This is a genomic window from Pseudomonas sp. LBUM1652 (assembly GCF_059716105.1).
In genome coordinates, this window is the sequence record NZ_CP166804.1 from 1492533 (window position 1) to 1510278 (window position 17746).

19 protein-coding genes and 1 tRNA gene are annotated in these 17746 nt (G+C 60.0%); 9 read left to right on the forward strand and 11 right to left on the reverse strand.

Going from position 1 to position 17746, the window contains the following annotated elements:
* The first annotated feature begins 112 nt into the window (after positions 1-112).
* Positions 113-1261: an L-threonine dehydrogenase gene (yiaY, locus tag ACA069_RS06695; protein WP_489878392.1), complete on the forward strand. Its 1149-nt coding sequence runs from the start codon at positions 113-115 to the stop codon at positions 1259-1261.
* Positions 1262-1569: 308 nt separating this feature from the next.
* On the opposite strand, the gene ACA069_RS06700 is transcribed toward yiaY, so the two are convergent.
* Entirely contained in the window at positions 1570-1854 is a 285-nt protein-coding gene (locus tag ACA069_RS06700; protein ID WP_497616791.1) for a type II toxin-antitoxin system RelE/ParE family toxin, read from the reverse strand.
* Positions 1844-2083 carry a type II toxin-antitoxin system RelB family antitoxin gene (gene relB / locus ACA069_RS06705; protein ID WP_401266189.1) on the reverse strand — a complete coding sequence of 80 codons (240 nt, stop codon included), beginning with the start codon at positions 2081-2083 and terminating at the stop codon, positions 1844-1846. The genes ACA069_RS06700 and relB overlap by 11 nt, the downstream gene beginning before the upstream one ends.
* A gap of 177 nt (positions 2084-2260) precedes the next feature.
* Here relB and ACA069_RS06710 point away from each other — a divergent pair, with 177 nt between their 5' ends.
* From ACA069_RS06710 to ACA069_RS06735, 6 genes are all read left to right on the forward strand, one after another.
* The gene (locus ACA069_RS06710; RefSeq protein WP_497616792.1) at positions 2261-2980 is read left to right on the forward strand and encodes a PA3715 family protein; all 720 of its coding nucleotides are present in this window, start codon (positions 2261-2263) and stop codon (positions 2978-2980) included.
* A 37-nt stretch (positions 2981-3017) separates the two neighbouring features.
* A complete protein-coding gene (locus ACA069_RS06715; protein ID WP_497616793.1) occupies positions 3018-3734 on the forward strand; it encodes a PA3715 family protein in 717 nt (238 codons plus the stop codon).
* Between the two features lie 4 nt (positions 3735-3738).
* Entirely contained in the window at positions 3739-4155 is a 417-nt protein-coding gene (gene fos, locus ACA069_RS06720) for a fosfomycin resistance glutathione transferase (RefSeq protein WP_497616794.1), read from the forward strand.
* Between the two features lie 60 nt (positions 4156-4215).
* Positions 4216-4854: a LysE family translocator gene (locus ACA069_RS06725; protein WP_497616795.1), complete on the forward strand. Its 639-nt coding sequence runs from the start codon at positions 4216-4218 to the stop codon at positions 4852-4854.
* A 126-nt stretch (positions 4855-4980) separates the two neighbouring features.
* Positions 4981-5139 (forward strand): KGG domain-containing protein, encoded by a 159-nt coding sequence (locus tag ACA069_RS06730; RefSeq protein ID WP_080762009.1) that lies wholly within the window; start codon positions 4981-4983, stop codon positions 5137-5139.
* Between the two features lie 75 nt (positions 5140-5214).
* Positions 5215-5718: a DUF4142 domain-containing protein gene (locus ACA069_RS06735; protein WP_497616797.1), complete on the forward strand. Its 504-nt coding sequence runs from the start codon at positions 5215-5217 to the stop codon at positions 5716-5718.
* 46 nt (positions 5719-5764) lie between these two features.
* Here the strand turns inward: ACA069_RS06735 and ACA069_RS06740 are convergent, their stop codons facing one another.
* Positions 5765-6175, reverse strand: coding sequence for a low affinity iron permease family protein (locus ACA069_RS06740; protein ID WP_187680130.1), 411 nt, complete (start codon positions 6173-6175; stop codon positions 5765-5767).
* Between the two features lie 165 nt (positions 6176-6340).
* Here ACA069_RS06740 and tam point away from each other — a divergent pair, with 165 nt between their 5' ends.
* Positions 6341-7111, forward strand: a complete 771-nt coding sequence (tam, locus tag ACA069_RS06745; RefSeq protein ID WP_497616798.1) for a trans-aconitate 2-methyltransferase — start codon at positions 6341-6343, stop codon at positions 7109-7111.
* A 135-nt stretch (positions 7112-7246) separates the two neighbouring features.
* Here tam and ACA069_RS06750 read toward each other — a convergent pair whose 3' ends face one another.
* On the reverse strand, positions 7247-7975 hold the full coding sequence (locus ACA069_RS06750; RefSeq protein ID WP_497616799.1) for a class I SAM-dependent methyltransferase: 729 nt from the start codon (positions 7973-7975) through the stop codon (positions 7247-7249).
* A gap of 571 nt (positions 7976-8546) precedes the next feature.
* On the opposite strand from ACA069_RS06750, the gene ACA069_RS06755 reads away from it, so the two are divergent.
* Positions 8547-8909 (forward strand): DUF6124 family protein, encoded by a 363-nt coding sequence (locus ACA069_RS06755; RefSeq protein WP_497616801.1) that lies wholly within the window; start codon positions 8547-8549, stop codon positions 8907-8909.
* An 85-nt stretch (positions 8910-8994) separates the two neighbouring features.
* On the opposite strand, the gene ACA069_RS06760 is transcribed toward ACA069_RS06755, so the two are convergent.
* The 7 genes from ACA069_RS06760 to uca all read right to left on the reverse strand — a co-directional run bounded on the left by ACA069_RS06760 (position 8995) and on the right by uca (position 17586).
* Positions 8995-9399, reverse strand: a complete 405-nt coding sequence (locus ACA069_RS06760; RefSeq protein WP_497618200.1) for a type II toxin-antitoxin system HicB family antitoxin — start codon at positions 9397-9399, stop codon at positions 8995-8997.
* A 216-nt stretch (positions 9400-9615) separates the two neighbouring features.
* Positions 9616-9689 (reverse strand) — tRNA-Gly (locus ACA069_RS06765).
* Positions 9690-9848: 159 nt separating this feature from the next.
* Positions 9849-10733 (reverse strand): alpha/beta fold hydrolase, encoded by an 885-nt coding sequence (locus ACA069_RS06770; RefSeq protein ID WP_187680138.1) that lies wholly within the window; start codon positions 10731-10733, stop codon positions 9849-9851.
* Positions 10734-11048: 315 nt separating this feature from the next.
* Positions 11049-11741 (reverse strand): pseudouridine synthase, encoded by a 693-nt coding sequence (locus tag ACA069_RS06775; protein WP_497616802.1) that lies wholly within the window; start codon positions 11739-11741, stop codon positions 11049-11051.
* A 33-nt stretch (positions 11742-11774) separates the two neighbouring features.
* Positions 11775-12005 (reverse strand): cysteine-rich CWC family protein, encoded by a 231-nt coding sequence (locus tag ACA069_RS06780; RefSeq protein WP_497616804.1) that lies wholly within the window; start codon positions 12003-12005, stop codon positions 11775-11777.
* A gap of 151 nt (positions 12006-12156) precedes the next feature.
* Positions 12157-13929: an allophanate hydrolase gene (gene atzF, locus ACA069_RS06785; protein WP_497616805.1), complete on the reverse strand. Its 1773-nt coding sequence runs from the start codon at positions 13927-13929 to the stop codon at positions 12157-12159.
* A 24-nt stretch (positions 13930-13953) separates the two neighbouring features.
* Entirely contained in the window at positions 13954-17586 is a 3633-nt protein-coding gene (gene uca / locus ACA069_RS06790) for an urea carboxylase (RefSeq protein ID WP_497616806.1), read from the reverse strand.
* Between the last annotated feature and the right edge of the window lie 160 nt (positions 17587-17746).

Here is a 17746-nt window from a genome sequence, read left to right on the forward strand (position 1 = left end):
TTATCACGAGCGGGCATTGAGCCAGATCAACATACGCCATGACCGATCGGTCGATGCTGTGTGTACCCGTCGGATCGCAGCTGTCGATTTGGCCCCAGTCAGGAGAGACACGATGAGCAGCACCTTTTTCATTCCGGCGGTCAACATCATGGGCAGCGGTTGCCTCGACGAAGCCATGGTCGCGATCCGCAACTACGGCTTTCGCAAGGCACTGATCGTCACCGACGCGGGGCTGGCCAAGGCCGGCGTGGCGGCCATGGTCGCCGAGAAACTGGCCATGCAGGACATCGACTCGGTGATCTTCGATGGCGCCAAACCGAACCCGAGCATCGCCAACGTCGAGTCCGGCCTGGGGCTGCTCAAGGAAAGTCGCTGTGATTTCGTGGTGTCGCTGGGCGGCGGTTCGCCCCACGACTGCGCCAAGGGTATTGCGCTGTGCGCGACCAACGGCGGGCAGATTCGCGATTACGAAGGCGTCGATCAATCAACCAAGCCGCAACTGCCGCTGATCGCGATCAACACCACCGCCGGCACCGCCAGCGAGATGACCCGGTTCTGCATCATCACCGATGAATCGCGCCACGTAAAAATGGCCATCGTCGACCGTAACGTCACACCGCTGTTGTCGGTCAACGACCCGGCACTGATGGTCGCCATGCCGAAAAGCCTGACCGCCGCCACCGGCATGGACGCACTGACCCACGCCATCGAAGCGTATGTGTCGACTGCCGCCAACCCGATCACCGACGCCTGTGCGCTGAAGGCCATGACCCTGATCAGCAACAACCTTCGCCTGGCTGTGCGCGACGGCAGCGACCTCGCGGCGCGGGAGAACATGGCCTACGCGCAGTTCCTTGCCGGCATGGCGTTCAACAATGCGTCCCTTGGCTACGTGCACGCGATGGCGCATCAGTTGGGCGGGTTCTACGACTTGCCGCACGGAGTGTGCAACGCCGTATTGCTGCCACATGTGCAGACGTTCAATGCGTTGGTGTGTGCCGATCGCCTGACCGATGTGGCCCACGCGATGGGCGCAGATGTTCATGGTTTCAGTCCGGAAGAGGGCGCCCAAGCGGCGATCAATGCGATCCGTAGCCTGGCCAAAGATGTCGAGATTCCCGGCGGTTTGCGTGAGCTCGGCGCCAAACTCACCGATATCCCGATGCTCGCCGCCAATGCCCTCAAAGACGCCTGCGGTCTGACCAACCCGCGTGTGGCGGATCAGCGGCAGATCGAAGAGATTTTCCGCAACGCGTTTTGAGAGCAGCGTTTGCGGGAAAGATTTCGATGACCGGGCCGGCCCTTTCGCGGGCAAGCCCGCTCCCACAGTGTCCGCGGTGACATACAAATGCTGTGTCCAATGCCGCTCCCTGTGGGAGCGGGCTTGCCCGCGAAAACTGGCTTCCAGGCACTACAAATCCCCCGAGTTCTCACATCACCCGACAACCGCCACATTTCTCCCAAACACCCCACTCAATCAACACCACCTTCACCAGCGGCACGGACCTGATTCTGACGGTGTCGTCGGCAGGGCCTGCGGGACATTGATCAGCGGCGCATGAACGCGTTCTACCACTTGCTGGGTGGGAGTCGACGGGTATGGAAGACACGCAAAACCTGTAAACAGCCCTGACGCACCCTGTACGGAATCAAATAGGGGCGATCAGGAAGAGCCCATTCTCGTGTTCCGGCTAAGCGCCCCTTTCGTCCAGAGGCAGGAAACCGGACGAGGTGATCAACGCTGGCAAGAATGGCCTGAACAAACTCTGAGGCAGCCTTCGGATTTTCAATCGCAATGTAGGAAGCTTCGTCATCGAGATTCTTTAATGCAGTTTTCAGCCACTCAACGCGCATTGGCATCCCATTTTTCGGCGATGGCCCTGACTTCATCAGCAGAAGCGAAATCACCGGCGTCGGCTTCCTTCAGCGCTTGTTGAATTTCTTCTATCTGCCAAGCCTCGCGCGTCAGGTATTCGCGCAATGCATCCACTGCCAGGTAAGACTTGCTACGGCCAGTGGCTTTGGCGAGGTTGGCGAGGGTGTCTGCAATTTCATCGGGGATACGTAGAGACATGACGGACATGGCGAACTCGATGTAGTGGTTTGTATTACACAACACTACAGTGTCGTGCGTAGCAACGGCTAGCTCCATTTGTCTATCTGAACCGCTGAGAGTGATGGCCATTTAGCATTTGCTCGGTTGAAACAGTTTGTTGAGAAGGGGATAGTGCGCGGCTGAAAAGTCATCAAGGAGCGGGACGTGACAGTGAAGCCTGGATTGATCGGGTGTGTGGCGCTGTGCGCAGGGTTGATGGCGGGGCAGGTGTTTGCCGAGTGCACGCCGGCGACGGTAACTGCGGAGGATGTGTCTGTCTGCAAGGACTGGCCGGCTTACCCAGGGCTGACCCTCAGCGCCAAGACGCGGTTTGTGCGTGGCACCGCTGACGCGCTCGGTGCTCATGATCTGGACTTGTCTGTTCTGAAGGATGGTCAACCGAATCCGGTTGCCGCTTATCAGCAGGCCGCTGCCTTCGTAATGGATGGCGTCCACTTGCAAGAAATGACACTCGACACTGCGCGCTACAAACTCACCCCCGACCTTCGAGCCTTTGGAGTACGCGCACGACTCACTAATGGTTCGCGCCTCAATCCCAGAGATGAAAGCCAACTGACGCTCTACGTGATGGAGGGCGAAAAGTTGCGTCCGGTCCTGCGTCAGTTGTTGGTTTATGAGTATGGCAGCGAGTGGGATGACAACTGCGCTGGCGAGCGTTTCGAGATTTCAAGAACCGTCGAAATTGCTAAAACAAGCTCCCACGGTTACGCAGACTTGATCGTTAAAACCCAGCAAACAGACACGACAAGTGTGGGGGATGCGGACGCTTGTGATGATAAATCCAACGTCTACCAACCGGTTTTGACAACCTTGCACTACGACGGAAAAACTTACGTTTTGCCACCCGGTTTCAAAGGTCTCTGACTGATCTGCCAAACACGACTTATATCAAGGAAGAACCATGCTCAGCCCAACCAGACTCCTTATCGCCCTCGGTTTTCTGGCCATCGCTGCCCAAGCCCAGGCCGCCTGCACCACCAAGACCTTCGACGGCCAATCACTGTCACGCTGCATCGTCTGGCCAGCCTTCCCGGCGCAGGCGATTGCGGTCAAATCCACGTACCTGGCCGACCCCGGCGACGACGAGGCCGGGGTGTTCGATCTGGATCTGGCGCTCGTCAATGCCAGCAACGCCAACCCCATCGCCAGTTACCGTAAACCGGGCGCCTACAACTCCGATGCCGTGCGGTTTGACGATCTTCGCGTCGACACGGGCCGCTACCGACTGGCGTCGGACGTGCGGGCTTTTGGCCTGCGTTCGAAGTTCACCCACAGTTCCCACGCCATTCCCTACGAGAAAACCGATCTGGCGCTGTATGTTCGCGAAGGCGATAAGCTGCGCCCGGTGCTGGAAGGGTTGGTGATCTACAAGAACAACGGTGAGTTCATGAATGACTGCGAAGGCTACATGAAGAAAATTCGCCGGACAGTCGACATCGGCACCACGAGTCACAACGGTTTCGCCGATTTGATCATCACCACCAGCGGCAGCAAGATGAAAAACACCCAGTCGGGAAAACAGTGCGTTTCGAAAGATACCGTGCTGAAAAAGACCCAAATCACCCTGACCTACGACGGCCAGCAATACACCGTCCCCGAAGACCTGCGAGGCTACTGATCCGATGCTCACCGGCCTCAACCACCTGACCCTCGCCGTCAGCGATCTCAACCGCAGCCTCGGGTTCTATCGCGATGTGTTGGGTCTGCGCGTCGAAGCCACGTGGGACGCTGGCGCCTATCTGTCGTTGCCGGGTCTGTGGTTGTGCCTGTCGTTCGATTCGCAGCGCACGGCCGAGCCGTGCGCGGACTACACCCATTACGCCTTTAGCCTCGGTGCGGCGGATTTCCCGCTGTTCGTCGAACAGCTAAAAGCGGCCAGCGTGCGGGAATGGCGGGACAACCGCAGCGAAGGTGCGTCGTTCTACTTTCTCGACCCCGACGGCCACAAGCTCGAAGCCCACGTCGGCGATCTCGCGTCGCGACTGGCGGCGTGTCGGCTGAAGCCGTATGCCGGCATGCGTTTTTACGACGAGCCGTGAACTCGCTCAATCGGCTGATATAGACTGGCCGCCACGTATTCTGGCGCTTGCAGGTTTTCCATGACTCCATCGTTGCTAATGGCCGTGCTGGCCTCGGGTTTCATTTACGGCATCACTCCCGGGCCGGGCGTGCTGGCGGTGTTCGGCATTGGCGCAGCGCATGGGCGACGGGCCGGTGCGGGGTTTCTCTGCGGGCATCTGCTCGGCGATGTGGTCTGGTGCAGCACCGCGTTGATCGCGATTGTTGGCGCACGGGAAATCGGCAGCACGGCGTTCGACGTGCTCGGCGTGCTCAGCGGCCTGTACCTGTTCTGGCTCGGCTGGCGTGCCGTGCGTGCGCAGCGTCGCAGCGATGATGAACCGCAGGGCGCAGCGCGCAATCCGTTCTGGCACGGCATCCTGTTCGGCCTGACCAACCCCAAGGCCTATCCAGTGGCAGTGGCGACCTTTACCGCGCTGTTGTCGAGCCGCGCCGAACTGCTCAACTGGTCGATGCTGCCGGCGCTGATCGCCCTGAGTTTCCTCGGCGGATTAATTGCCTACGCGATTCTCATCGGCGTGGTCGGCGCGCAGCGGGTACGCACGATCTATCAGCGGCACGAACTGCTCATCACGCGGTTGTGTGGCGTGATGTTCATTGGTTTCGCCATCAATGCGCTGATGCATGCGCTGCCAGGATTGCTGCCGAACAAGGCTTGATTTTCGCGACTCGGGGTTCACCGTTCGTCGCGCAGGCGGCAATTTTTCTAAACCTTTGCCTGGCAGAAAATTCTCAATCTAGGCGGGCACCTGCTCGCCGCGATCAATACCAAGAGGTAGAGAATCATGCCTAATTCAAGAAACTCGAACTCGGGAAACTTCGCCAACGATCGAACGAAGGCGTCTGAAGCCGGTCGCAAAGGTGGGAAAACCACCACAACGACGGTCGATAAAGAGCCTGCGAAAACAGAAACGGGCCGCAAGCCTGCTCAGAAATCGAAGTAGTCGGTGAAGGTAGTTTTGATTGAGAGGCGGGGGCGCAAGCTCCCGCTTGAATTCAGCAAGAAGGAGGGCGCGACCATGAGCCGGATGGCCACCCACGTATGTCGTTTAAGTTTTGTCACCATTTTAGGGTTATTCGCCAGCAGCGCCTTTGCCCAGTCGCCTGCCGAATTCATCAATGATGCTTCAGCCAAAGGCATGGCCGACATCGAAGCCAGCCGCTTGGCGCACCAGAAGTCCGAATCCAAAGAGGTCAAGGACTACACCATCGTCGTCATCAACGACCGCACCACGGCCAATCAGCACCTGGCGAAAATCGCCAAGAAGCTCGACCTGCCCGTCGCGCCGCGTGACGAAATGGCCGACAAGGCCAAGGAAATGATTCCTGAAGTGAAGGATGGCGCGACGTTTGATCAGGCCTACGCGGCCAGTCAGGTGAAAGCCACGGAAGAAGCCATTCAGCAGATCCAGCAGCAAGCGCAGACCACTGACGTGCCGGAGATTAAAGCCTTCGCCGATGAGACCTTGCCCAAGCTGCAAAACCATCTGCAAATGGCCCGGGCGCTGCAAGCCAGCCGTTAATCTCAAACTTCAAATAAAAACGGCGCCTTGGCGCCGTTTTTGTTGTTCAACACTCGTTCAAATCCTGCTTCGGCTTGCTCTTCTCACCCAACCCCTCAAGATTGAAAACCTCTCCCTCACCCATCGTCCGGTAGTGCTTGCGCAACGCTTCCAGCTGCTTCAGATCCAGCGCTTCCAGGCCCAGCATGGCGTTCTGTGCCTCTTTGGTTACCCGCAGCAATTCATCAATCTTCAAATGCAGGATGTCGGTGTCACGGTTCTGCGTGTTCTGGATCAGGAACACCATCAGGAACGTGATGATCGTCGTTGAGGTATTGATGACCAGTTGCCAGGTGTCGTTGAACTGAAAAACCGGCCCGCTCATCCCCCATATCGCAATCAGGATCAACGCCCCCATGAAGGTCGAGGGGCTACCGGCCCAGAGAGCGAGTTTCTGCGAGATCTTGGCGAATTTCATGGCTGTATTCCTTATTGGTAAGCGCATGAAATACAGACCTCTGCTGAGGTGTGAAAATTCTAATGACAACTCCGCGAACGTTGCTCGACGTTGGTAGGGAGGCCAGGTTTGTCCGTTAGCTGTATCGTGGCGGCACTCGCTTTTCGCCCCCGACAGGAGAACGCAATGAGTTGGTCCGCCAAACAATACGTCGCTTTCGAAGATGAACGCACCCGCCCGGCCCGCGATCTGCTCGCGGCGATTCCCACGGCTGACGCGCGGTCAGTGGTCGATATCGGTTGCGGCCCTGGTAACTCGACGGAGTTGCTGGTGCAGCGTTTTGCAGGGGCAAAAGTCAGTGGGTTGGACAGTTCGCCCGACATGATCGACGCCGCGCGCAAGCGCCTGCCGCAGTTGCAGTTTGATGTCGCCGAGATTGATCAATGGGCCGATGAAGGGCCGTTCGATGTGATCTTTGCCAATGCGGTGTTGCAGTGGGTGCCGGATCACGCGTCTTTGCTGCCGGCGCTGGCGGGCAAGTTGTCGGCGGGGGGCAGTCTGGCGATCCAGATGCCGGACAACCTCAACGAGCCATCCCACCGGCTGATGCGCGAAGTCGCCGCGAACGGCCCGTGGGCCGGCAAACTCGCCGGTGCGGCGGGGCAGCGTACCGAGATGGCCAGTGCCAGCGAATACTTCTCGATGCTGCGACCGTGCTGCGCGCGGGTCGATGTGTGGCGCACCACCTATCACCACCAGTTGCCCGGCGGGGCGGCGGGGGTGGTGGAGTGGTTCAAGGGCAGTGGGTTGATTCCGTTTTTGAGTCCGCTGACTGAAAGCGAGCGGGCGCAGTATCTGGAGCAGTATCTGGCGGAAGTTGCGCGAGCTTATCCCGCGTTGGCCGATGGTTCGGTGCTGTTGCCGTTTCCGCGATTGTTTATCGTCGCGACGCGCTGAGGGTAATCCTCAGGCGTACTGAATCTGTGGCGAGGGGATTTATCCCCGATGGACTGCGCAGCAGGCCTTTTTTTGGGGGGCGCTGCGCACCCCATCGGGGATAAATCCCCTCGCCACAGTTGTGATTGATCGTTCCTAGCGCTGCACCGCCACCAACATCATCATCGGCCGCTCACGCTCTTCAGCCAGCGCCGGTTGCGCCGCCACTTCCGCATCGCTCGGCCCCCATTCGTTGACGTGGCGAATGGTAAATCCAGCGCCAATCAGTGAATTCAGTAACGTGCCGACAGTACGGTGCTGCTTGATCACACCGTCGGCCAGCCAATTGGTCACCCGCTCGCCCTCCCTCTGATAACTGTCCAGCGGCCAGCGTTTGCGGCCTTCGCTGTCGACCAGCCAACCGGGATTGCGCGGCGCCATGAAGATCGGATGTTCGATGGAAAACACAAAGTGTGACCCCGGTTTCAGCGCCGCATAAAGGTGCGCAAACAGCCCCGGCAGATCCTTGATGTAGTGCAGCGCCAGAGAGCTATAGGCCAGGTCGAAACTGCAGGCGGGCAAGTCGAGTTGTTCCAGGTCGGCGCGTTCATAGCGGATGTTCGCCGCCGAGGTGGTTTCACGGGCGCGTGCCAGCATCTTCTCTGAAACGTCCAGGGCCAGGACGCTCGCGGCGCTGTGTTCACTGGCCCAGCGACTGAACCAGCCGTAGCCGCAACCCAGATCCACCACGTTCAAGCCGTGCATGGAGGGCAACAAGGCTTTGAGCGCGGGCCATTCCGGCGCGGCATCGAGGCCGCCGATGGAGCGGTTCATCTGGCTGTAGCCCTGGAAAAATTCGGGATCGTCGTAGATGTTTTGAGTCATGGGGGAGTGCTCTTTTGAGTTCGTTCGTCAGCGGCACAGCGGCCGCGATTGGGATTCCCTCGAAAGTGATGACGCGTATTCGTCGATGGCCGCGCAGGGGGAGGGTGGTGGTTGATGGGGAGATGCTAGCGGGTCGGTTGGAAAGTGAGAACCGGGGGAGTGTTGTTGATCTGTAATGTCGGACGATTCGCCGTTTTTTCAGGGTGTGTAAACGCTTTCTGCTGGCTGCGTTTAAAGGCGTTCGATGTTACGTCCTGAAGCCTACAAATCCTTGCGCCGTTGCCTACCGCTACGCCAGAATCCGCCGGCTTGTGCGCCTTGGGGGCGGTCGGTAACTTGGTTCGCGTCACTGATTTCCAGTGAACGGGTTTAGTAGCCCGGAATACTGATTCATAACGGTTGCACAAGTGTCATTCAGTCGGGCTAAAGCCTGTGCTTGATGGTGGCTGTGCGCATGGTGCTCTAGGGCGCGCCGGATTTGGATTGGTGTCCGGTCTACTAACTTGCGCACAGCTGCCACCCTTCCGTTTAGTAGCGAGACGGGTTGTGGCCCTACGATAGGACCAATCCAATGTTCAAAATTACGCCAAACCCGCCAGACACCGATCCGGCATCCCCCTACGAATCGCCCGGTTCGAAGAAATTCCACGAAGCCGCTGAACGCGCCCTCGACCACTACCTCAGCCCCGCCGCCCAAATCATGGGCTCAACCAACGAACCCGAACCGATGTTCCTCGCCAACCCGAAGTACGACACCGAGTCCCTGCTGGCCAACGCCAGCGAAACCCTCGGCTCGGCCACCACCCTGCTCAACAACTTCGCCGCGCAACTCGACACCTCACACCGCAAGACCGCACTGGGTATTGCGCAGGTCGTGATGTTGGGTGAATTGGCAGTGAATCAGGCCCTGGATAAGGTTGTGCCGGCGGGGTAATCACAAAATCGTCGATTTGTAGCAGACCCAAAAAACCGGCTCTAAAGGCCGGTTTTTTGTAGTTACGCCTACGAACACTCACGATTCAAGGCGCCAACATCCGCAACGCCGCCGAAGTCAAAAACGCCGAACGGTCCTTCTCCTCCGGATGATGGTGAACGTGAAGATCAATCCGCTCCAGCAAGTAGCCCGGCAGCGTAATACTCACTTTCTGCGGACTTCCGAGGCACCGACTGACATCCGCATCCACCAACGCCCATACGCAGCCTGCATATTTCGGATTGGAAAAGTGAGTTCCGAGTTTCCCAGCGACCGGAATGGCTGCACCGCTTTCGGCCAGAATCTCGATGTGGGTCTCTATGGCCGCTTTTGCCATCTCAATGGCATTCTCTTGATCCTCTCCTGCAGAAAAACATCCCGGCAGATCCGGCACCTCAACACCCCAGGCACATTCACCGTCACTGGCAGAGATTGCGATTGGATAGAGCATCTGGATCATCCCCTTGAGCACGCAGCGCTTCTTGTCGTTAGAGAGATCAAAGGGTAAAGGGGGATGGCGTATCTGCAACCAACGGTGTGTTTCTGAATCGTTCTGCGCTGCCCAAATGACCAACCCCAAATCCCAGCCACAAAAAAACCGGCCATCAAGGCCGGTTTTTTCTGTTTCTGCATCCCCCGTCAAAAACAACGTGAGACAAAATTCGATTGGAGCGGGTGAAGGGAATCGAACCCTCGTTATCAGCTTGGGAAGCTGGAGTAATGCCATTATACGACACCCGCTCAGAGCGGCTGACTTTGTACCAGACTCGGCCACGGATTTGAAGTTTTCTTTTGCTCGCATGGCGTTGCAACGTTGAAAACGGTCAATCGCGGGCAAGCCCGACGCGTGCACAGATGCACACATCTCATACCGGCAGACTTGCTCGCGACGACGCTTTTTCAAATGGCCAGTGCATGGTGATCCTGAACAAACGAGTAACGCGTTCGGCTAGCCTGCGGCGCCGGTTTCAGAAAGCCGAGCAGGGCGTTCTGGCTATCGCGGCACGCAGCCTTGTGCTCCATGTCGAGAAAGTGCCCGGTTGCTTGCAGGGTGGTGAAGGTGCTTTGCGCCACGTGGTTGCCGAACAGGCGCGCATCGTCGGCGGCGGTGTATTCGTCCCATTCGCCGTTGAGAAACAGCACTGGCACGTTGATCTTTTGCGCCGCGTTCAGGTAGCACTGACGATCGCTGTGCAGTACGTCGCTGATGTGGAAGTGCATCTGCCCGTATTCGTGCTCGGCCAGGCTGCTGACGTGGCGGTAGTTGAAGCGTTTGAACAGCGACGGCAGGTGTTTGCCGATGGTGCTGTTGACCAGTTCGCCGACCCGGTCGCCGTCGCGTTGGCCGAGGTAATCGACGCCGCGCTCCAGGTAATCGAGCATGTGCGCGTTGATCACCGGTGAGAACGAGCTGATCACGGCTTTTTCGATGCGCCGTGGCTGGTGCGAAAGGGCAACCAGGGTTGCAGCGCCGCCCCATGAGAACGACAGCACGTGCTCGGCGGCGAAGTGGTCGATCAGCTCCAGCAGAATCTGGCCTTCGACGTCCTTCGTCAGATGTTTCTCGTGGCGGTTGTGGGCTTTTGACCGGCCCGCGTAGGGCTGGTCGTAGCAGACCACGTTGAATTGCGGGTGCAGATTTTTCACGGTTTGTGCAAACGACGCAGTCGTGGCCATCGAGCCGTTGACCAGGATGATGGTCTTTTCTGCGGCGTCTGCGCGATAGAACTCCGTGTAAACCCGATACTGACCCTGTATATCCAGCACAGCGATTTCTGGCCTCATGTCATAAGACTCCTGGCAAGCAAGCGGGTATGCGCGCAAATAGAGATTGCACGAGCTTTGTGACAGGTAGGCATACGCCTGGAATTTGCTGGCCCATGTCGATCCATGACAACGGTCGACGGGTATTGTTATTGGCGGGCAGTTTGCCGGGGGAAGGCGGAACCTGAGGGTTCTCTACCGGCAAAAAGTTTCTTGGATGTATGTTGTGACTCATCGGTCACAATCTGGCCGACGTCCTGATTCAAGCAGGGGCGGGGGGATCGCGCAAGTGCCGTCGGTAGATTGTTCGACAACTTCTGCTGAGCGGTCGCCTGCTTAGAACAAATGAATCTCTTCGGTGCGCAAAGCACGGTACTCGCCCGGTTTTAGCGCGTTATCGAGCAGCAACGGGCCCATGGATTCGCGGTGCAGGCGCAGGACTTTGTTGTTGAAGTAACCAAACATGCGCTTCACCTGGTGGTAACGACCCTCAACGATGCTAAGTCGCGCCGACCTCGGGCCGAGCAGCTCCAGTTGCGCAGGTTGCGTGGTCAGATCCTCGAAAGCGAAGTAGATCCCTTCGGCAAACTTGAGCGCATATTCAGCGGTGATGTCCTGCTCGGTTTCGACGTAATAGACCTTCGGCAGTTTGGTTTGCGGCTGGGTCAGACGCCGCGACCAGGTGCCGTCGTTGGTGATCAGCATCAATCCGGTGGTGTTGAAATCCAGGCGTCCGGCGATGTGCAAGTCGTCCTTGTCCGGCTCATCCATCAGGTCAAGCACGGTTGGGTGTTGCGGGTCACGAGTGGCGCTGACGCAGCCCGGCGGTTTGTGCAGCATGAAGTAGCGCGCTGGTTTGCCGAGTTGCAGCACGTCGTCATCGACTTCGACGCGGCTGAATTCCAGCACTTCGCTGTGCGGGTCGCTGACGACTTTTCCGTCAACGCGCACGCGCTTTTCCACCAGCAACAGGCGAACCTGCTGACGGTTGTAGCGGGGCAGGTTGCTGAGGAAACGGTCGACGCGCATGTTCAGAATTCGAGGAATGAAGGGGCGCGCATCTTACGGGATCGCCGGTTTGGCCGCTTGCAGTTGCGCCTCAACCTGCGCGCAACGCGGGCACAGGCAGGATTTGTCGCGCAGTGCTGGCGGCAAGGCCTCGAGCACCGCCGGGTCGATGCTCTCGCCGTAGCACCAGCAGGCGCGGTTGGCACTGCGCGGGTCGGCCAGTGTGCAGTCGTTGCGGGCGCCGCAGGCCGGGCAGAGGTCGGGTTTAACGTCGGATTCAGGCATAAGTCGAGTGAGGCATTTCCACGCAGGTGCGGTTACGGCCGGATTGCTTGGCCCGGTACACCGTATGATCGGCCCGTGACAGCGGAGTGTGCAAGGTGTCATCGCCGGATCACCGGCTAAATGGCATCCTTGCAGGCTCACTCCTACAGGATCAGTTCAGGGTTTTCAGATACGCCCGCCACCCGCCCAGATGACTGATATCCACGGCGCCTTCCAAACCATAGGGCTCGCAGATAAACCCGCTCTCCCAACGGCCATCCGCCAGTTGCACCTTGCCCAGTCCGAGCGGGGCCGGAATACCGGTGAGGAACGATCCCAACTCGCTGCTCGGCAACTCCCAGACTTCCACGGCAATCGCCACGCCGCCGTTCTTGACGCGAACCATGCCCGGACGCAACGGCGGACCGCCCGCCAGGGCATGCAACTGGTAATCCGGTGAGCTGTGGGTTGCTTCGATAAGTTGTCCGCCGCGCTGCGTCAGTTGCCAGTTCAATGCCAGCCCTTGCAGGTGTGCGCCGCATACCACCAGTCGTGCCCGGTCGTGGCGCGCCACGTTTGCAGGCGTCGGCAGGCTGGCGTCTTGCTGGCGCTGCAATGCATCCGCCACGCTCAACAGATACTGATCGGTGAAGGCTCGGCCAAACAACGTCACGCCCCACGGCAAGCCGTTGGCCATGAACGCGCTCGGCACGGCGACGGCGGCGTAATCGAGCAGGTTCATGAAATTGGTGTAGTAACCCAGTTCTGAGTTGCGCAGCACCGGTTCGGCGTCCAGTTCGGCCCGTGTCACGGGGCGGCCGATGGTCGGGGTCAGCACGCAATCGAGGCCTTCGAGTGCCTCATCGCACAGGGCTTTGAGGGCTTGCAATCGATACTGCGCACGGAATGTCTGCACGCCGCTCACCGCCGGGGCCTTGGCCAGTACCGCACGGATCACCGGCAACACCGCTTCGGGATTTTCCTCCATCAGTTCCCCAGCCACGCTGTAACGTTCGGCTACCCACGGCCCGTCATACAGCAAACGTGCGGCTTCAAGGAACGGTGACAAGTCCAGTTCGACCGCTTCACCCCCCAACGCTTTCAGCCGTTCGATGGCATCGCCGAACAGCAGCGGGCCTTCGACGCAGCCGAAAAATTCAAGGTCCTGCGCGCGCGGTACGCCCAAGCGAAAAAGCCTTGGTGCGCCGAACGCCGAGCCGTCGTTCCATGCCGGATTGCGGCGGCTGTATTCGTCGCGCGGATCGTGTGTCGCCGTCAACGCCAGCAACTGACTGGCCTCGCGCGCAGTCGCGGTAAACGTAGTGACGCAATCCAGCGTGCGGCACGCCGGCAGCACTCCCGCCGTGGAAATCAGGCCTTTGCTGGCCTTCAATCCGACCAGATTATTCAGCGCCGCCGGCACCCGGCCGGAACCGGCGGTGTCGGTGCCCAAGGCAAAACTCGCGACGCCCAACGCCACTGCCAGTGACGAACCGGCGCTGGAGCCGCCGGACGGATACTCCGGCAACACGCTGTTGGGGCAAGCGCCATACGGCGAGCGACTGCCGTTGAGGCCGGTGGCGAACTGGTCGAGGTTGGTCTTGCCCAGCGGAATCGCGCCCAATGCCAGCAACCGCTCGACGATGGTCGCCGAGCGCTCCGCTACATAGGCGAACGCCGGGCATGCGGCGGTGGTGGTAATGCCGGCCAGATCGATGTTGTCCTTGATCGCAAACGGCACGCCGTACAGCGGCAGACTGTCCGGTTCGCGACCGTCGAGGGCGGCGAGGTAGGGTTCCAGTTCTTCTACGCTGAGCAGGTGGATGAACAGGTGATAGTCAGGATTCAGCGCGGCGGCTTTGTCGCGCAGCATCGCCAGCAGTTGTCGCGGTGTGGTGTCGCCGTTGCGGTAGGCCTGGCGCAGCGCATCGAGTTGCAGATTCATCAGTTGATCCTTTTCCAAATGGGTTCAGTCGAGTTCCAGCACCACGACCCGTTGTCCGGCGCGTACCGCCGAACCCGGCTGCACGCGAATCTCGCGCACCACGCCGGCCATCGGTGCGAGCAGCGGAATTTCCATCTTCATCGACTCCAGAATCACCAGCACATCGCCGGCCGCGACACGGCTGCCGGCCGCGACCTGCACCTGCCAGAGGTTGCCGGCGATGTGGCTGTCGACACTCTGCTGACCGTCGGCCAAAGGTACGTCTTCGGTTGATTCGGGCACGGCTTCTTCACTGTCGAAATGTGCCTGGCCGCTGGCGATCCAGCGTTCGCGCTCGGCGCTGAATGCGCTCTGTTGTTGGCTACGAAACGCGCTGATGCCTTCGGCTTCACGATTGAGAAAGGCCTGGTAATCGGCGAGGTTGAGCTGGCTGTGTTCGATGTTCAGATCGAATCGGCCGAGGGGGAAATCCCGGCGGATGCGCAGCAGTTCTTCGGCGCTGACCGGGTAAAAACGGATCTGATCGAAAAAGCGCAGCAGCCATGGTTTGCCGTCGAATGCCGCGACGTCGCGGTAGCGATTCCACATCTGCAACGTGCGCCCGACGAACTGGTAGCCGCCGGGGCCTTCCATGCCGTACACGCACATGTAAGCGCCGCCGATGCCCACCGAGTTCTCGGCGGTCCAGGTGCGCGCCGGGTTGTATTTGGTGGTGACCAATCGGTGCCGCGGATCAAGCGGCGTGGCCACTGGCGCGCCGAGATAAACGTCGCCAAGGCCCATCACCAGATAGCTGGCGTCGAACACCGTGCGCTGGACTTCGTCGAGGTTGGGCAGGTCGTTGATACGGCGGATGAACTCCAGATTGCTCGGGCACCAGGGCGCGTCCTTGCGCACGGTGGTCATGTATTTTTCGATGGCCAACTGGCAGGCCGGGTCATCCCAGGACAGCGGCAAATGGACGATCCGTGACGGCACCTGCAAGTCTTTGGCGGCGCACACCGCATCCCATTCTCCGGCGACAATGCCGAGCAGATCCGCCAGCGGCAGTTGTTCGGGCTGGTAGTGCACTTGCAACGAGCGGATGCCCGGGGTGAGGTCGATCACGCCGTGCAGGGCTTTGCTTTCCAGAGCCTGCATAAGGGCGTGGGCGCGGAAGCGCAGAACCAGATCGAGCTCGGGTGCGCCGATTTCCAGCAGCAGATGGGTATCGCCGGATACGCGCCCAACGAGGCGCATATCACCCTGACCCAACTCAAGAACCACAGGCGACAAAAGCCCCTGTGGGAGCTGGCTTGCCAGCGATGAAGTTGATGCGGTGTCGGGTCGGGCCCCATCGCTGGCAAGCCAGCTCCCACAGGTATCCCAATAGCTGGCGAGATCGCGGGCGGTTTTGAGGTCGACCGGGATGAACTGGATCTTGTCCCCGGCCTTGAGCTGGCCGAGCTGCCACAGATCCGCTTCGATCACTGTGACCGGGCAGACGAAACCACCCAGGCTGGGGCCATCCGGGCCGAGGATCACGGGCATATCGCCGGTGAAGTCCACCGCGCCGATGGCGTAGGGATTGTCGTGGATATTCGAAGGGTGCAGGCCGGCCTCGCCGCCGTCGGCACGAACCCACTCGGGTTTGGGCCCGATCAGGCGCACGCCGGTGCGGCTGGAGTTGAAATGCACCTCCCACTGAGTGGCGAAGAAGGTGCCGATGTAGTTTTCGGTGAAGTATTCAGGCGCCCCGTGCGGGCCGTAGATCACACGAATCTGCCGCAATGCTGGCAACGCAGTGACATGTTGTTCGGCCAATTGTTGCCCGGCGCTGTGATCGATCAACGCAGGCACATGCAACACGTCACCAGCGCGCAACGCGCGACCGCCATGCCCGCCAAACTGGCCGAGGGTGAAGGTGCTTTTGCTGCCCAGATAATCTGGCACCTGCAAGCCGCCGCGCAGACACAGATAACTGCGCGCTCCGGCGCTGCTGATGCTGCCAAGGTTTAGCGTCGCACCGGCCGGGATCAGCAGCGCGGTGTTCATCGAAACTGCTTCACCGTCGAGTGTCAGGGCAATTGGCGCGCCCGTCACCGCCACCACCGCCGCGTAGTTGAAACGCAGCAGCGGGCCACTCATGGTGATCTCCAGTGCCGCTGCACCGTCGGCATTGCCGAGCAAGCGATTGCCCAGACGCAGCGCGCGGCTGTCCATCGGCCCCGAGGGTGGCACGCCGACGGCCCAGTAACCGAGTCGGCCGGGATAGTCCTGCACACTGGTTTGCGTGCCGGCGCTGAGCACTTCGAACGTGTTGGCGCGGTACACCAGCGCTTCCAGGCAACGGGTCCACGGCTGACCGCTGGCGAACGGTGCGTCGAGCAGAATCTGGCGCAGATAATCGCGGTTGGTTTCGACGCCGTACAACACGCTGTCACCGAGTGCCTGATGCAATTCGGCACGGGCCTGCTCACGGTTGGGGGCCCGTGTGATGACTTTGGCGATCATCGGATCGAAGTACGGCGGGATCTCGCAGCCCGCCTCGACCCAGGTGTCGATGCGCAGTTGAATGCCGTTGGCCGGTGGAAACTCCACGGCGGTCAGCAGGCCCGGGCTCGGTTGAAAATCACGCCCCGGATCTTCTGCATACAGGCGCGCCTGGATCGCATGGCCTTCTGGTTTCAGCTCCTGATACAACACGCTCAGCGCAGGCAAATCACCCGCCGCCAGTTCAACCATCCAGCGCACCAGATCCACGCCCCACACCTGTTCGGTGACGCCATGTTCGACCTGCAAACGGGTATTCACTTCGAGAAAGTAGAAGCGCTGCGCATCGCTGTCGAAGACGAACTCAACGGTGCCGGCGCTGCGGTAATTCACCGCTTTGGCCAGTTTGATCGCCGCCACGCACAACGCGTCGGCCATGCCGTCCGGCAGGTTCGGCGCCGGGGTTTCTTCGAGGACTTTCTGGTTGCGCCGCTGCACCGAGCAGTCGCGCACGCCGAGGGCGATGACTTCACCCTGGCCGTCGCCGAACACCTGCACTTCCAGGTGCCGGGCGCGCTGAATGTACTTCTCGATGAACACTCCGGCGTCACTGAAGTTGTTCTGGCCGAGGCGTTTCACCGCTTCGAACGATTCGCTCAGTTCGCTGGCGCTGCGGCACACGCGCATGCCGATGCCGCCACCACCGGCGGTGCTCTTGAGCATCACCGGGTACCCGACCTGTTCGCCGGCGATCAGTGCGGCGTCGAGGCTGTCGAGCAGTTCGGTGCCTTCAAGCATCGGCACGCCGTGTTGTTTGGCCAGCGCGCGGGCGGTGTGTTTGAGACCGAACACCCGCAGTTGCTCGGGTGTCGGGCCGATGAAGGCGATGCCCTGAGCTTCGCAGGCTTCGGCGAACGCGGCGTTTTCCGAGAGGAAGCCGTAGCCGGGATGAATCGCCGTAGCGCCACTGGCTTTGGCAATCGCGAGGATTTTTTCCACCGCCAGATAAGTGCCGGCGGCGGCACCCTCGCCGAGGCTGTGGGCTTCATCGGCCTGCATCAAGTGCAGGCTGGCGGCGTCGGCTTCGGAGTACACGGCCACGCCTTTGACCTGCAACTCGCGCAGTGTGCGCAGAATCCGACAGGCAATTGCACCACGGTTGGCGATGAGGATTTTTTCGAACATGGCATAACCCCTGAAGGGGATGCGGGCCGTCCCGCAGTTTTTCGAAAGGCATCCGGGCCGTCCCGGATGAAAAAAACACACTTCAGAACACCACAGTTGGATTAGTGGTGTTCCCGTGATTTCAGGCACTGCCCGGACCGGGCCTGGCACAAGGCAAACA

Excerpts from the sequence above, each read along its gene's own strand:
- ACA069_RS06730 (WP_080762009.1), top strand. The coding sequence starts at position 4,981 with ATGCCTAATTCAAGAAACTCGAACTCGGGAAACTTCGCCAACGATCGA.
- ACA069_RS06700 (WP_497616791.1), bottom strand. The coding sequence starts at position 1,854 with ATGCGCGTTGAGTGGCTGAAAACTGCATTAAAGAATCTCGATGACGAA.
- ACA069_RS06740 (WP_187680130.1), bottom strand. The coding sequence starts at position 6,175 with ATGAAATTCGCCAAGATCTCGCAGAAACTCGCTCTCTGGGCCGGTAGC.
- uca (WP_497616806.1), bottom strand. The coding sequence starts at position 17,586 with ATGTTCGAAAAAATCCTCATCGCCAACCGTGGTGCAATTGCCTGTCGG.
- fos (WP_497616794.1), top strand. The coding sequence starts at position 3,739 with ATGCTCACCGGCCTCAACCACCTGACCCTCGCCGTCAGCGATCTCAAC.
- ACA069_RS06750 (WP_497616799.1), bottom strand. The coding sequence starts at position 7,975 with ATGACTCAAAACATCTACGACGATCCCGAATTTTTCCAGGGCTACAGC.
- yiaY (WP_489878392.1), top strand. The coding sequence starts at position 113 with ATGAGCAGCACCTTTTTCATTCCGGCGGTCAACATCATGGGCAGCGGT.
- ACA069_RS06725 (WP_497616795.1), top strand. The coding sequence starts at position 4,216 with ATGACTCCATCGTTGCTAATGGCCGTGCTGGCCTCGGGTTTCATTTAC.
- ACA069_RS06755 (WP_497616801.1), top strand. The coding sequence starts at position 8,547 with ATGTTCAAAATTACGCCAAACCCGCCAGACACCGATCCGGCATCCCCC.
- ACA069_RS06775 (WP_497616802.1), bottom strand. The coding sequence starts at position 11,741 with ATGCGCGTCGACCGTTTCCTCAGCAACCTGCCCCGCTACAACCGTCAG.
- tam (WP_497616798.1), top strand. The coding sequence starts at position 6,341 with ATGAGTTGGTCCGCCAAACAATACGTCGCTTTCGAAGATGAACGCACC.
- ACA069_RS06715 (WP_497616793.1), top strand. The coding sequence starts at position 3,018 with ATGCTCAGCCCAACCAGACTCCTTATCGCCCTCGGTTTTCTGGCCATC.
- ACA069_RS06780 (WP_497616804.1), bottom strand. The coding sequence starts at position 12,005 with ATGCCTGAATCCGACGTTAAACCCGACCTCTGCCCGGCCTGCGGCGCC.
- ACA069_RS06735 (WP_497616797.1), top strand. The coding sequence starts at position 5,215 with ATGAGCCGGATGGCCACCCACGTATGTCGTTTAAGTTTTGTCACCATT.
- atzF (WP_497616805.1), bottom strand. The coding sequence starts at position 13,929 with ATGAATCTGCAACTCGATGCGCTGCGCCAGGCCTACCGCAACGGCGAC.
- ACA069_RS06770 (WP_187680138.1), bottom strand. The coding sequence starts at position 10,733 with ATGAGGCCAGAAATCGCTGTGCTGGATATACAGGGTCAGTATCGGGTT.
- relB (WP_401266189.1), bottom strand. The coding sequence starts at position 2,083 with ATGTCCGTCATGTCTCTACGTATCCCCGATGAAATTGCAGACACCCTC.
- ACA069_RS06760 (WP_497618200.1), bottom strand. The coding sequence starts at position 9,399 with ATGCTCTATCCAATCGCAATCTCTGCCAGTGACGGTGAATGTGCCTGG.